General features: G+C 60.0%; 14 protein-coding genes. 6 read left to right on the forward strand and 8 right to left on the reverse strand.

The window, feature by feature from the left end; all coding sequences use genetic code 11:
• Window positions 1-2: 2 nt before the first annotated feature.
• On the reverse strand, window positions 3-206 hold the full coding sequence (locus tag KGB23_RS20320) for a twin transmembrane helix small protein (RefSeq protein ID WP_008152470.1): 204 nt from the start codon (window positions 204-206) through the stop codon (window positions 3-5).
• Window positions 207-276: 70 nt separating this feature from the next.
• On the opposite strand from KGB23_RS20320, the gene KGB23_RS20325 reads away from it, so the two are divergent.
• The 5 genes from KGB23_RS20325 to KGB23_RS20345 are packed head-to-tail and all read left to right on the forward strand — an operon-like array spanning window position 277 to window position 4,185.
• Window positions 277-1,017, forward strand: a complete 741-nt coding sequence (locus KGB23_RS20325) for an SURF1 family protein (protein WP_223432343.1) — start codon at window positions 277-279, stop codon at window positions 1,015-1,017.
• Entirely contained in the window at window positions 983-1,576 is a 594-nt protein-coding gene (locus KGB23_RS20330) for a hypothetical protein (RefSeq protein WP_095127244.1), read from the forward strand. Before KGB23_RS20325 ends, KGB23_RS20330 begins: the two co-directional genes overlap by 35 nt.
• 10 nt (window positions 1,577-1,586) lie before the next feature.
• Window positions 1,587-2,666, forward strand: a complete 1,080-nt coding sequence (locus KGB23_RS20335) for a COX15/CtaA family protein (RefSeq protein ID WP_223432344.1) — start codon at window positions 1,587-1,589, stop codon at window positions 2,664-2,666.
• Window positions 2,654-3,553 (forward strand): heme o synthase, encoded by a 900-nt coding sequence (gene cyoE, locus KGB23_RS20340; RefSeq protein WP_046044868.1) that lies wholly within the window; start codon window positions 2,654-2,656, stop codon window positions 3,551-3,553. Before KGB23_RS20335 ends, cyoE begins: the two co-directional genes overlap by 13 nt.
• A complete protein-coding gene (locus KGB23_RS20345; protein ID WP_223432345.1) occupies window positions 3,550-4,185 on the forward strand; it encodes an SCO family protein in 636 nt (211 codons plus the stop codon). Before cyoE ends, KGB23_RS20345 begins: the two co-directional genes overlap by 4 nt.
• A gap of 180 nt (window positions 4,186-4,365) precedes the next feature.
• On the opposite strand, the gene KGB23_RS20350 is transcribed toward KGB23_RS20345, so the two are convergent.
• The 3 genes from KGB23_RS20350 to KGB23_RS20360 all read right to left on the reverse strand — a co-directional run bounded on the left by KGB23_RS20350 (window position 4,366) and on the right by KGB23_RS20360 (window position 6,898).
• The gene (locus KGB23_RS20350; protein WP_223432346.1) at window positions 4,366-5,139 is read right to left on the reverse strand and encodes a MetQ/NlpA family ABC transporter substrate-binding protein; all 774 of its coding nucleotides are present in this window, start codon (window positions 5,137-5,139) and stop codon (window positions 4,366-4,368) included.
• Between the two features lie 77 nt (window positions 5,140-5,216).
• Window positions 5,217-5,891 (reverse strand): methionine ABC transporter permease, encoded by a 675-nt coding sequence (locus KGB23_RS20355; protein ID WP_223432347.1) that lies wholly within the window; start codon window positions 5,889-5,891, stop codon window positions 5,217-5,219.
• Entirely contained in the window at window positions 5,891-6,898 is a 1,008-nt protein-coding gene (locus KGB23_RS20360) for a methionine ABC transporter ATP-binding protein (RefSeq protein ID WP_046055313.1), read from the reverse strand. The genes KGB23_RS20355 and KGB23_RS20360 overlap by 1 nt, the downstream gene beginning before the upstream one ends.
• Window positions 6,899-7,160: 262 nt before the next feature.
• Between KGB23_RS20360 and katE the strand changes: the two genes are divergently transcribed.
• On the forward strand, window positions 7,161-9,299 hold the full coding sequence (katE, locus tag KGB23_RS20365; protein ID WP_223432348.1) for a catalase HPII: 2,139 nt from the start codon (window positions 7,161-7,163) through the stop codon (window positions 9,297-9,299).
• Between the two features lie 110 nt (window positions 9,300-9,409).
• Here katE and KGB23_RS20370 read toward each other — a convergent pair whose 3' ends face one another.
• From KGB23_RS20370 to zur, 4 genes are read right to left on the reverse strand one after another with little or no spacing between them, the layout of a single operon-like run.
• Window positions 9,410-10,126 carry a PA5502 family lipoprotein gene (locus KGB23_RS20370; protein WP_223432349.1) on the reverse strand — a complete coding sequence of 239 codons (717 nt, stop codon included), beginning with the start codon at window positions 10,124-10,126 and terminating at the stop codon, window positions 9,410-9,412.
• A gap of 37 nt (window positions 10,127-10,163) precedes the next feature.
• Window positions 10,164-10,952, reverse strand: coding sequence for a zinc ABC transporter permease subunit ZnuB (znuB, locus tag KGB23_RS20375; RefSeq protein ID WP_046044875.1), 789 nt, complete (start codon window positions 10,950-10,952; stop codon window positions 10,164-10,166).
• Window positions 10,945-11,730 (reverse strand): zinc ABC transporter ATP-binding protein ZnuC, encoded by a 786-nt coding sequence (gene znuC / locus KGB23_RS20380; protein ID WP_150657818.1) that lies wholly within the window; start codon window positions 11,728-11,730, stop codon window positions 10,945-10,947. Before znuC ends, znuB begins: the two co-directional genes overlap by 8 nt.
• Window positions 11,730-12,212: a zinc uptake transcriptional repressor Zur gene (zur, locus tag KGB23_RS20385; RefSeq protein ID WP_150657817.1), complete on the reverse strand. Its 483-nt coding sequence runs from the start codon at window positions 12,210-12,212 to the stop codon at window positions 11,730-11,732. Before zur ends, znuC begins: the two co-directional genes overlap by 1 nt.
• Window positions 12,213-12,261: the final 49 nt, after the last annotated feature.

Raw genomic sequence — 12,261 nt, forward strand, 5'->3', positions numbered from 1 at the left:
GCTTACCAAGGTACGTGCGACACCAACTGGCCGCTGAAAAAACCCCAGGCAATCAAGCCGACGGTAATGGCGGCCAGCGCGACACGAACACTCAAGGCAATGACGAGGCGGTTCGAGCTGCTGTCGTCTTTGACCAAAAAAAACAGGCCGCTGAACAGGCTGACAACCGTGGCAATCAGCATCAGGACGATGGCTGCTTTGAGCATGGTGAGACTCCGGGGGAAAGGCGATGCACTTGAGTATAGCTATCGCGACTAGCGACTTTCTGGCGACGCCATGAAGCGTTTCCGGCCGGGCATCGTGCCGACCCTGGTGGTCGCGGTGTTGTTGCCCATGCTGGTGTCACTCGGGTTCTGGCAATTGAGCCGGGGCGCAGAGAAAAGCGCGCTGCTGCAAAGCTACACCGAGCGCCGTGCCGCTGAACCGATGGCCAGCACCGAGCTGCAACCCACCGCAGATCCAGCCTTCCGCCGGGTTCACCTGCACGGCCAGTTCGATGCCGCACACAGCCTGTTGCTGGATAACCGTCAGCGCGACGGCAAGGTTGGCGTCGAGCTGCTGCAACCGTTTCAGGATCAGGCGACCGGGCTCTGGCTGCTGGTCAATCGCGGCTGGCTGCCGTGGCCGGATCGCCGCACCCCACCGCAAGTCACCACACCGACTCAGGCCTTGAGTCTCGTTGCCTGGGTCTACGTCTCCCCCGGCGCCACCTTCCAGTTGCACGCCGACCCGAACACCACGACCTGGCCACAACTGATCACCGCGGTCGAGCCGGCCAAGCTCTGGACGGCGCTGGATCGCGAAGGTTTTGCCTACGAATTACGCGCAGAAAGCGGTCCCGCGACTTACCAGGCTGATTGGCCAGTGGTTGCCATGGGACCGGAAAAACACCTGGCTTATGCCGTGCAGTGGTTCGCCATGTCGATCGCCCTGTTCGGCCTCTATCTCTATCTCGGCTGGCACAACGCAAAGGAGAAACACCATGGGAGCGGCCATGAATCCACCCAGCATGTCTGAGGCGAAAACGCCGGCGAGTCGGCGTAAAGGTCGCTTGCAGTTGCTGCTGATCCTGCTCGGGGTGATCGGTCCGATGATCCTCGCCACCGGCATGTACAAATTGCAGTTCTGGGTGCCGGAAGGTCGCAGCTATCACGGCGAACTGATCGGCAACGGCCAGACCCGCGCCGACCTCGGCGTGCAGGCGCAGGAGGATCGTTGGCAGATACTGGTGACCGCGCCCAAGGATTGCTCGGTGGACTGCCAGCAACTGGTGTACCTGGCGCGGCAGATCCAGATCGGCCTCGGCCGTGATGCCGGGCGCGCCAGTCATGCCTTGGCCGCGGCACAACCGCTGAGCAGTGAATACGACGCCAAGCTGACGCGCGAGTATCCTCAATTACAGCGTTATCCACTGAATTTGACCGACTTCCATAAGACCGCCGGCGACCAGTCAGTGCCACAGCTGTGGATCATCGACCCTCACGGCAATCTGGTGCTGCGCTACGACCCGACGGTGAAGGGTAAGGATCTGCTCAACGACCTGCGCCATTTGCTGAAACTGTCGAACATCGGATAAGGGCATCGTCATGGCCAAACCTGGATTTCGCCTCGCGCTGTTTGCCACCTTGCTGGCACTGATTGTGGTGTTGCTCGGCGCTTACACCCGCCTGACCCACGCCGGCCTAGGCTGTCCGGACTGGCCGGGTTGCTATGGCTTTATCAGCGTGCCGAAAAGCGAAGTTCAATTGGCCCATGCCGAACTGCATTTTCCCGACGCTCCCGTCGAAGCCCATAAGGGCTGGAACGAGATGGTTCACCGCTACTTCGCCGGCACGCTGGGGCTGTTGATCTCGGTATTGGCCGGCCGCGCCTGGGTTCATCGCCGTCATCCAGGCCAGCCGGTGAAGTTGCCGTTGTTTCTGCTGGCTGTGGTGATTGCCCAAGCGGCATTCGGCATGTGGACGGTGACGCTCAAGCTCTGGCCGCAAGTGGTCACCGGGCATTTACTCGGTGGTTTTGCGACGTTGAGCCTGCTGTTTTTGCTGACGTTGCGATTGTCGGGCGTGTTGCCCGCGTTGACCGTGCCACGGCGATTGCAGTACTGGGCGACCGCCGGGCTGCTGCTGGTGATCCTGCAAATTGCCTTGGGTGGATGGGTCAGTTCCAACTACGCGGCGGTGGCCTGTATCGACTTCCCGACCTGTCATGGGCAATGGCTGCCGCCTGCGGACTTCGCCAACGGCTTTCACCTGACCCAACACATCGGCCCCAATTACCTCGGCGGGCAACTGGACAGCGATGCCCGCACGGCGATTCATCTGACTCACCGCATCGGCGCATTGTTAGTGACGCTGGTGCTGCTCGGGTTGGCGTGGCAACTGAAGGTGGTCGGCATGACGCGCTTGGCGGGGCTGGTGCTGATCGCACTCGCCGCGCAAATCACCCTCGGCATCAGCAATGTGCTGTTTCACCTGCCGCTGTCAGTGGCCGTCGCGCATAACGCGGGCGGCGCGGCACTGTTGCTGACGATGGTGCTGGTCAATTATCACGCGCGAACCAGTCTGGTTCGGGTCAAGCAGCAATCCCCTGCGCGCTGGCGGTTCAGCCCGCGCAAACACTCAGCCGGGCCCATAACAATAAAAGGAGAGATGCCATGGCGACTCTGATCGGCGCACGTCACAGTCAGGCGATCTGGCGTGACTACCTGGAACTGACCAAGCCGAAAGTGGTGGTGCTGATGCTCATCACCTCGCTGGTCGGCATGTTCCTCGCGACCCGCGCCGGGGTGCCGTGGACGGTGCTGGTGTTCGGCAATCTGGGGATCGCCTTGTGTGCCGGTGGTGCGGCAGCCGTCAATCATGTGGTGGACCGACGCATCGATGCGGTCATGGCCCGCACGCACAAACGTCCCCTGGCCGAAGGCCGAGTGTCGCCAGCGGCCGCGCTGACGTTTGCCTTGGTATTGGCGGTGCTTGGGCAAGCCATACTGCTGGCCTTCACCAACCCACTGACGGCGTGGCTGACCCTGGCCTCGCTGCTCGGCTATGCGGTGGTCTACACCGGTTTCCTGAAACGCGCGACGCCGCAAAACATCGTCATCGGCGGACTGGCCGGCGCTGCCCCGCCACTGCTCGGCTGGACCGCCGCCACCGGCCATGTCAGCGCCGAACCACTGTTGCTGGTGCTGATCATCTTCGCCTGGACCCCGCCGCACTTCTGGGCTCTGGCCATTCACCGTAAAGAGGAATACGCCAAGGCCGATATCCCGATGCTGCCGGTGACCCATGGCGAGCACTACACCAAGGTCCACATCCTGCTTTATACCTTCGCGCTGCTAGCCGTGAGCCTGATGCCGTACGTGATCCACATGAGCGGCGTGCTCTACCTGATTTGCGCGCTGGGACTTGGCGCGAGGTTTCTGCAATGGGCCATCGTGCTGTACCGTGGCACTCGGCCGCACGCGGCGATCAACACGTTCAAGTACTCTATTTACTACTTGTTCCTGCTGTTTATCGCGCTGCTCGTAGACCACTACTTACTGTTGAACCTATGACTCGAACCCAGAAAACCGTCTTCATCCTCGTTGCCCTGATCGCGCTGGTCCTGGGCCTGACCATCAACAAAGTGCTGTCCGGCAAAGGCCAGGGCGACCCGACCGCTCTGATTGATGCCGGGATCATTCTGCTGCCGCAAAGCCGTAACCTGCCGAATGTGACGATGACCGATCAGGACGGCAAACCGGTAGCGGTCAACGAGCTGAAAAATAAATGGTCGCTGCTGTTCTTCGGCTACACCTTCTGCCCGGACATCTGCCCGACCACCCTCGCCCAGCTGCGACAGATCAAGAGCGAGCTGCCGCCGGAAGCGGTGGATAAGTTGCAGATCATTCTGGTCAGCGTCGACCCGAACCGCGACACGCCCCAGCAGCTCAAGCAGTACCTGGGCTACTTCGATCCGCAGTTCCAAGGGCTGACGGCTTCGTCGGTGGAAGACATTCAGAAACTGGCCAACGCGGTGAGCATTCCGTTCATTCCGGCGGACACCAGCAAGCCGAACTACACCGTCGACCATAGCGGCAACCTGGCGGTGATCGGGCCGGACGGGACGCAGCGCGGGTTCATTCGGGCGCCGTTGAACAACGTGAAATTGGTGGCGCAGTTGCCGGTGATGCTTAACCGTCAATAATTTGGGCAACACATAACTAATGTGGGAGCGGGCTTGCTCGCGAATGCGGTGGGTCAGCCAACATAAATGCTGAATGACACACCGCATTCGCGAGCAAGCCCGCTCCCACAAGGTCCGTATTCCAGGCATAAAAAAACGGGGACGCAATCAATGCGTCCCCGTTCTTTTATTGCTGTCGGATCAGAACGCCGGCAATACCGCGCCTTTGTACTTCTCGAGGATGAAGGCTTTCACTTCCGGGCTGTGCAGGGCAGCAATCAGCTTCTTCATCGCTTCGCTGTCCTTGTCGTCTGGACGGGCAACGAGGATGTTCACGTAAGGCGAGTCGTTGCCTTCGATGACCAGCGCGTCCTTGGACGGATCAAGCTTGGCTTCCAGCGCGTAGTTGGTGTTGATCAGTGCCAGGTCGACCTGGGTCAGCACGCGCGGGATGGTCGCGGCTTCCAGTTCGCGGAATTTCAGGTCCTTGGTGTTCTCGGTGATGTCCTTCACAGTCGCGAGGATGTTGTTCGAATCCTTCAACTTGATCAGGCCAGCCTTCGCCAGCAGCAACAGCGCACGGCCGCCGTTCGTGGCGTCGTTCGGGATCACCACGTTGGCGCCGCCTGGCAGCTCGGTCAGTGCTTTGTACTTGCTGGAGTAAGCGCCCAGCGGTTCCAGGTGCACACCGGCAACGGCCACCAGGTTGGTGCCCTTGGCCTTGTTGAATTCATCGAGGTACGGCTGGTGCTGGAAGAAGTTGGCGTCCAGACGTTTTTCGGCCACCTGCACGTTCGGCTGGATGTAGTCGGTGAATACTTTGACCTTCAGGTCCACGCCTTCTTTGGCCAGGGCCGGCTTCACGAATTCGAGGATTTCTGCGTGCGGAACCGGGGTGGCTGCGACGGTCAGGGTTTCATTGGCCTGAGCAGAGAACGCTGCAATGGCAGCGAACGCGACGAGTAGTTTTTTCATTCAGCTAACTCCTTGTGAGGCGCCCGTTTGGCGCCTGCCAGCGAATGGCCGGCTCAATTGTTGTTTACGAGAACTGTTTATTTCCTGGAGAAATGCACAACCAACTTGTCGCCAACGGTTTGCAGAACCTGAACGATCACCAGCAGCAACATCACCGTCACGACCATCACATCAGGCTGGAAACGCTGGTAACCGAAACGGATCGCCAGGTCGCCCAGACCACCCGCGCCGACCACACCCGCCATCGCCGTGTAGGACACCAGTGTAATGGCTGTCACCGTAATCGCAGCGAAGATGCCCGGGCGGGCTTCCGGCAGCAAGGCATTGGTGATGATCTGCCGCGTCGTCGCGCCCATTGCCTGGGTTGCCTCGATGATGCCGCGATCCACTTCACGCAGGGCGGTTTCCACCAGCCGCGCGAAGAATGGCGTAGCGCCCACCACCAACGGTGGAATCGCACCGGCGACACCGAGGGACGTACCGGTGATCAACACCGTGAACGGAATCATCACGATCAGCAGAATGATGAACGGCAGCGAACGCAGGATGTTCACCACCAGCGACAGCATCGCATAGACACCTTTGGCTTCCAGCAACTGACGCGGGCTGCAGAGGAACAACAGCACGCCCAGGGGCAGGCCGAGCAAAACGGTGAACAACAACGAACCGAAGAGCATCAGAAAGGTATCGCCAGTGGCCAGCCAGATTTCGTACCAGTCGATATTGACGAAGAAACTTGTCAGGACGTCCATCAGCGCAGCACCTCCATGTGAACGTCAGCTGCGGTGAAGCGGGCGAACGCCGCTTCCATGTCGCCACCGGTAACGGCCAGGGTCAACTGCCCGTAGGGCACGTCTTTGATGCGGTCTATACGACCGGCCAGGATGCTGTAGTCCACACCCGTTTCACGAGCGACGGTGCCCAGTAGCGGTGCGTAGGTCGCTTCGCCCTGGAAGGTCAGACGCACGATGCGGCCTGGAACGTGAGCGAAGTCATCACGCTGTTCGCTTTCGTCGATCTGCTCGTCTTCTTGCACGAAGCGCTTGGTGGTCGGGTGCTTCGGATGCAGGAACACCTCGGCCACCGAACCTTGCTCGACGATCACGCCAGCGTCCATCACCGCGACCTGGTCGCAGACCCGGCGGATCACGTCCATCTCGTGGGTGATCAACACGATGGTCAGCTTCAGCTCGCGATTGATCTCGGCCAGCAATTGCAGGACCGACGCAGTGGTCTGCGGGTCCAGTGCGCTGGTGGCTTCGTCGCACAGCAGGATTTTCGGCTTGGTCGCCAGGGCGCGGGCGATGCCGACACGCTGCTTCTGGCCACCGGACAACTGCGCCGGGTACTTCTTGGCGTGGTCGGACAGGCCGACCCGCTTCAGCAATTCGGCCACACGCCGGTCAATCTCACTGCGCGACAGTTCACCGGCCAGGGTCAGTGGCAGCGCGACGTTGTCGGCCACGGTCTTGGACGCCAGCAAATTGAAGTGCTGGAAAATCATCCCGACTTGCTGACGGAAGCGTCGCAGGCTGTTGGCGTCGAGCGCGGTGACTTCTTCGCCGTCGACGAATATCTTGCCGCCACTGGACTCTTCCAGGCGATTGATCAGACGCAGCAGGGTACTTTTTCCCGCACCGGAATGGCCGATCAGACCAAAGACCTGACCGTTCTCAATCGTCAGACTGGTCGGATGCAGAGCGGGAATATCCTTACCGGCGACGCGGTAGGTTTTGTGGACGTTTTGAAACTCGATCACGTAGCGAACCTTGTGGGGCGCGTTGGAAAAGGATCAGCGGTTAGCCGGGCGCGCATTTTAGCCTGTCCGTATAGAGGTTATTAGCATTTATTCCGCATTCAACCTTCCATTTGGCAATAACGCGATCAAAGGTTAGAAAAAAGGAACGGCGCAAAACGTCATCAGTCACTAATTAGGCAACTCGAAAACGCCCCGGTCCGTGCCTGGGGTATTGCTCAAGAGTCCTGGCTACGGCGGGAATCGCAACGAGGAGTTTTGTCTGATGAGTACTAAAAAGCCTGCCGCAACCAAAAGCGCACTGGCCGGGACCGATACCCCGGACCGCGGGAACACCAATGCCAAGCTCGACAGCCTGGAGCAATTTCGCTCCGACGCCACTGAACAGGCCCTGCGCACCAACCAGGGAGTGAAAGTCTCGGACAACCAGAACACGTTGAAGGCCGGCGCCCGCGGGCCATCGTTGCTGGAAGATTTCATCATGCGTGAAAAGATCACGCACTTTGACCATGAACGCATTCCCGAGCGCATCGTCCATGCCCGCGGCACCGGTGCTCACGGCTACTTCCAGAGCTATGAAACCCATTCCGTACTGACCAAGGCCGGGTTCCTACAAGACCCAAGCCAAAAAACCCCGGTCTTCGTCCGTTTCTCCACGGTGCAGGGCCCTCGCGGGTCGGGCGATACCGTGCGGGACGTACGAGGTTTCGCGGTGAAGTTTTTCACCGACGAAGGCAACTTCGACCTGGTGGGCAACAACATGCCGGTGTTTTTCATTCAGGATGCGATCAAGTTTCCTGACTTCGTGCACGCGGTGAAACCCGAGCCACACAATGAGATACCCACCGGCGGTTCAGCTCACGACACCTTTTGGGATTTTGTCTCTTTGGTACCGGAGTCGGCGCACATGGTGATCTGGACCATGTCCGATCGGGCGATCCCGAAAAGCCTGCGCAGCATGCAAGGCTTCGGCGTGCACACCTTCCGCCTGATCAATGCCGAAGGTAAATCGCGCTTCGTCAAATTCCACTGGCGCCCTACTGCCGGGACCTGTTCGCTGGTGTGGGATGAAGCGCAGAAACTCGCCGGTAAAGACACGGATTACCACCGTCGCGATCTCTGGGAGTCGATCGAGATGGGCGACTACCCGGAATGGGAATTGGGCGTACAGATCATCGAGGAGGAGAACGAACATAAATTCGACTTCGATATCCTCGACCCGACCAAGCTGATTCCAGAAGAACTGGTGCCGATCACCCCACTGGGCAAAATGACCCTCAACCGTAACCCCGACAACTTCTTCGCCGAAACCGAACAGGTTGCCTTCTGCCCAGGGCATATCGTGCCGGGGATCGACTTTTCCAACGATCCATTACTGCAGGGTCGATTGTTTTCCTACACCGATACGCAAATCAGCCGACTCGGTGGGCCGAACTTTCACGAGATCCCGATCAACCGCCCGGTCGCACCGTTCCACAATGGCCAACGGGATGCGTTGCATCGCTCCACCATCGACAAGGGGCGCGCGTCCTACGAGCCGAACTCCATTGATAGCGGTTGGCCGAAAGAAACACTGCCGGCCGCCCAGGATGGCGGTTTCGAAAGTTACCCAGAGCGCATCGACGCCAACAAGATCCGCCAGCGCAGCGAATCATTCAGCGACCACTTCTCCCAGGCGCGGCTGTTTTTCCACAGCATGAGCAAGCACGAACAGGAGCACATCATCTCGGCTTACAGCTTCGAGCTGGGCAAGGTTGAGCGGGCGTTCATCCGCGCGCGCCAGGTGAATGAGATTCTGGCCAACATTGATCTGGGTCTGGCTAAGCGCGTGGCGCAGAATCTGGGGTTGCCAGCGCCCAAAGCCGGGACGGTCGAAGTACGCAAAACCTCACTGGATCGCTCGCCGGCCCTGAGTCAAGCCAACTTGCTGCCGGCGGATATCAAAACCCGCAAAGTGGCAATCCTGGCAGCCAATGGCGTCGATGGCGCAGCGATTGATGCCATGAAGAAAGCGCTGAAGGCCGAAGGTGCGCACGCCAAACTGCTCGGCCCGGCGTCTGCTCCTGTGACCACCGCCGATGGCAAGACGCTGCCGGTCGATGCATCGATGGAAGGCTTGCCTTCAGTGGCGTTCGATGCGGTGTTTGTGCCCGGTGGCGCGGCGTCGATCAAGGCGTTGAGCACCGACGGTGTGGCGCTGCATTACCTGTTGGAGGCGTACAAGCACTTGAAGGCGATTGCACTGCAGGGCGAGGCCAAACAGTTGCTGGATGTGTTGAAGCTGGAGGCTGATGCGGGGTTGATCGTGGGTGCGGATGCGAAGTTGATCAAACCGTTTTTTGCCGCGATCGGGCAACATCGGGTGTGGGACCGGGAGCCTAAGGCCAAGGCGATTCCGGCCTGAAGTTCAGCGTGAATGGAAGGACGCCTTCGCGAGCAAGCCCGCCCCCACAGTTGACCGGGTTGTTCAAAAGAACTCGGTCTAATGTGGGAGCGAGCCTGCTCGCGATGCTTTTAAGGTTTACGCGGACTCAAAACCATCTGCGCCGGAACGTTGCGCAAAATCTGCTTCTCCAGATTCAGGTCAAAATCCGCATCGAGTTTCTTCACCCGCTTGGTCAGCAACGTGGTCAACCAAGGGAAGTCCTGGGTGCGTGGCGCCTGAATACTCACGTCGCATTGGTAATTCACCACATCGGCGGCGATCGCATCCAGTTGGCGACGAAGCTTGGTCATATCCGTCAGGTTCAACGTAACTGTGGTGCTTTCAGCCGTTGGATCAATGACCTTGGCCTGTGGTTTGGCTTCGGCAGCCATGAGCGCAGCTTCGGCTCTATCCAGTTCAGCTTTACGGGCATCAACGATGGCATTGTTGACCCCGCCAGTCAGCGCCGGAGCCTTGGGCATCAACGACCGGGCGCGGCTCAGCGCCGTGGCAGCCGCATTTACATCGCCCTTTTGCAGCACGATCTGACTGCGGCGCAGATAGGCTTCGGCCAGTTGCCGCTGGTATTGCTCAAGGGATTGATCGTTGGGCGACTCGGCCTGCAAGGCAGCGAGTTGATCTTCGGCAATCGCCAGTTCACTGCTGGCGAGGCTTTGTTCCAGCTGTGCGATGGCCGTGGCCCGTGCACCGGTAGCCTCGGTGGCCGTCGGTGGCGTGCTTTGGCAAGCGCCCAGTAGCAGCGAAAATGCGACAAGGAGCAGATAACGGGAGGCGAACGGCTTCATTCCTGCGACTCTCTATTTGCGCAAAAAACGAGCAAGTCTACACCCCTCGACGGGGCAGGACAAAACTCAGCAGAAACAGTGCGGCGGCCGTCACAACAATCGATGGGCCCGCCGGGGTGTCCTTGAACCACGACAGCGCCAGCCCGCCACAGACCGCGAGCATACCCAGCAGGCTCGCGCCCAGTGCCATCTGCTCCGGTGACCGGGCGTGACGTTGTGCCGCAGCCGCCGGAATGATCAGCAAGGACGTAATCAGCAACACACCGACGATTTTCATCGCCACCGCAATCACCACAGCGATCAGCAACATCAGGGTCAAGCGCAACGCCGCCACCGGCAGACCTTCAACCCTGGCCAGTTCTTCATGCACCGTGATTGCCAGCAATGGCCGCCACAACGTCACCAGCAAAGCCAGAACGGCCGCGCTGCCGCCGAGTATCCAGGCCAGATCGGTCGGACTGATCGCCAGCAAGTCGCCGAACAGATAAGCCATCAGGTCGATCCGCACTTCGTGCATGAAGCTTAGTACGACCAAACCTAAAGAGAGCGTACTCGGCGCGAGAATTCCCAAAAGCGTGTCGGACGCCAGCGGTTGGCGCTGTTGCAAGGTCACCAGCAACACCGCCAACAGCAGGCAGCCTACGGTGACCGCAACGGTCGGGCTGACATCCAGCAGAAAACCCAGCGCCACGCCGAGCAGCGCGGCATGGGAAAGGGTGTCGCCGAAATAGGCCATGCGCCGCCAGACCACGAACGAACCCAACGGGCCCGCAACCAATGCCAGGGCCAGACCTGCAAGCAGGGCGTAGAGCAGAAAATCAGCCATGCTTGCAGCTATCTCCGTGAACGTGGGTAGGGGCCGACGGGGCGGCGCTGACCACCGAGCCATGCAAGTCATGGGCGTGGTCGTGATGGTGGTGATAAATCGCCAGGCTTTGTGCGTTCTTTCCGAATAGCTCGACGAAAGCCGGATCACCGCTGACCTGCTCAGGATGCCCGGAGCAGCAGACATGACGGTTGAGGCAGACCACCTGGTCGGTGGTGCTCATCACCAGGTGCAGATCGTGGGACACCATCAACACGCCGCAGCCGTGGCGGTCGCGTAATCGTGTGATCAGGCTGTAGAGCTCGGCCTGACCGGCCACGTCGACGCCTTGCACAGGTTCGTCGAGCACCAGCAGTTCCGGTTCACGCAGCAATGCCCGCGCCAGCAGCACCCGCTGCATTTCGCCACCGGAAACACTTTGCACCGGGCTGTCGATCACCTGTTCGGCGCCGACTTCCTTGAGTGCCGCCAAGGCCATGGCGCGGTCCACGCCCGGCACCAGACGCAAGAAACGCAGCACCGACAGCGGCAGCGTCGGATCGACGTGAAGCTTTTGCGGCATGTAACCGACCCGCAGTTTCGGCTTGCGCCACACGCTGCCGCTGTCCGGTTTCAACAGACCGAGTACAGCGCGCACCAGCGTGGTTTTGCCGGCACCGTTAGGGCCGATCAGGGTGACGATCTGCCCCGGCTCGACACTCAGTTCGATGTTATCCAGCACGCTTTGCCCGGCAAAGGTGACGGCAACCTGCTCGAGACGGATCAGCGCGTTGCTCATCAAACCCCCTGGCAACCTGAGCAGAGACCGACCACTTCAACGGTCTGGCCTTCGACGACAAATCCGACATCCTTGGCGCTACTGATGATCGCGTCGCTGATGGATTTCTGTTCGAGCTCGATGGCGGCGTGGCATTCGCGGCAAATCAGGAACTGGCCCTGGTGGGCGTGTCCCGGTTGATTGCAGCCGACGAAGGCGTTCAGTGAGGAGATGCGGTGTACGAGGCCGTTTTCCAGCAGGAAGTCCAGCGCACGGTACACGGTCGGCGGCGCCGCACGGCGGCCGTCCTGCTCGCTGAGTACCGCGAGAATGTCGTAGGCACCCAACGGTTTGTGGCTTTGCCAGACCAGTTCCAGCACCCGCCGGCGCAAGGCGGTCAGGCGCAGGCCTTGACGTGCGCACAGAACATCGGCCTCAGACAATGCGCTATGGACGCAATGAGAGTGGTCGTGGGGACGGCTGGCAATCGGTGTTTTAGGCATGAGCGGCGACGAGTTTTGTGAGAGACGTTATTATGTTACCCGTTCTCGC

Source organism: Pseudomonas sp. GL-B-26, assembly GCF_019947405.1.
Classification (GTDB): Bacteria; Pseudomonadota; Gammaproteobacteria; order Pseudomonadales; family Pseudomonadaceae; genus Aquipseudomonas.

Bases quoted from the DNA above. Each gene is read 5' to 3' on its own strand.
- KGB23_RS20320 (WP_008152470.1), bottom strand. From the start codon at position 206: ATGCTCAAAGCAGCCATCGTCCTGATGCTGATTGCCACGGTTGTCAGC.
- KGB23_RS20325 (WP_223432343.1), top strand. From the start codon at position 277: ATGAAGCGTTTCCGGCCGGGCATCGTGCCGACCCTGGTGGTCGCGGTG.
- KGB23_RS20330 (WP_095127244.1), top strand. From the start codon at position 983: ATGGGAGCGGCCATGAATCCACCCAGCATGTCTGAGGCGAAAACGCCG.
- KGB23_RS20335 (WP_223432344.1), top strand. From the start codon at position 1,587: ATGGCCAAACCTGGATTTCGCCTCGCGCTGTTTGCCACCTTGCTGGCA.
- cyoE (WP_046044868.1), top strand. From the start codon at position 2,654: ATGGCGACTCTGATCGGCGCACGTCACAGTCAGGCGATCTGGCGTGAC.
- KGB23_RS20345 (WP_223432345.1), top strand. From the start codon at position 3,550: ATGACTCGAACCCAGAAAACCGTCTTCATCCTCGTTGCCCTGATCGCG.
- KGB23_RS20350 (WP_223432346.1), bottom strand. From the start codon at position 5,139: ATGAAAAAACTACTCGTCGCGTTCGCTGCCATTGCAGCGTTCTCTGCT.
- KGB23_RS20355 (WP_223432347.1), bottom strand. From the start codon at position 5,891: ATGGACGTCCTGACAAGTTTCTTCGTCAATATCGACTGGTACGAAATC.
- katE (WP_223432348.1), top strand. From the start codon at position 7,161: ATGAGTACTAAAAAGCCTGCCGCAACCAAAAGCGCACTGGCCGGGACC.
- KGB23_RS20370 (WP_223432349.1), bottom strand. From the start codon at position 10,126: ATGAAGCCGTTCGCCTCCCGTTATCTGCTCCTTGTCGCATTTTCGCTG.
- znuB (WP_046044875.1), bottom strand. From the start codon at position 10,952: ATGGCTGATTTTCTGCTCTACGCCCTGCTTGCAGGTCTGGCCCTGGCA.
- znuC (WP_150657818.1), bottom strand. From the start codon at position 11,730: ATGAGCAACGCGCTGATCCGTCTCGAGCAGGTTGCCGTCACCTTTGCC.
- zur (WP_150657817.1), bottom strand. From the start codon at position 12,212: ATGCCTAAAACACCGATTGCCAGCCGTCCCCACGACCACTCTCATTGC.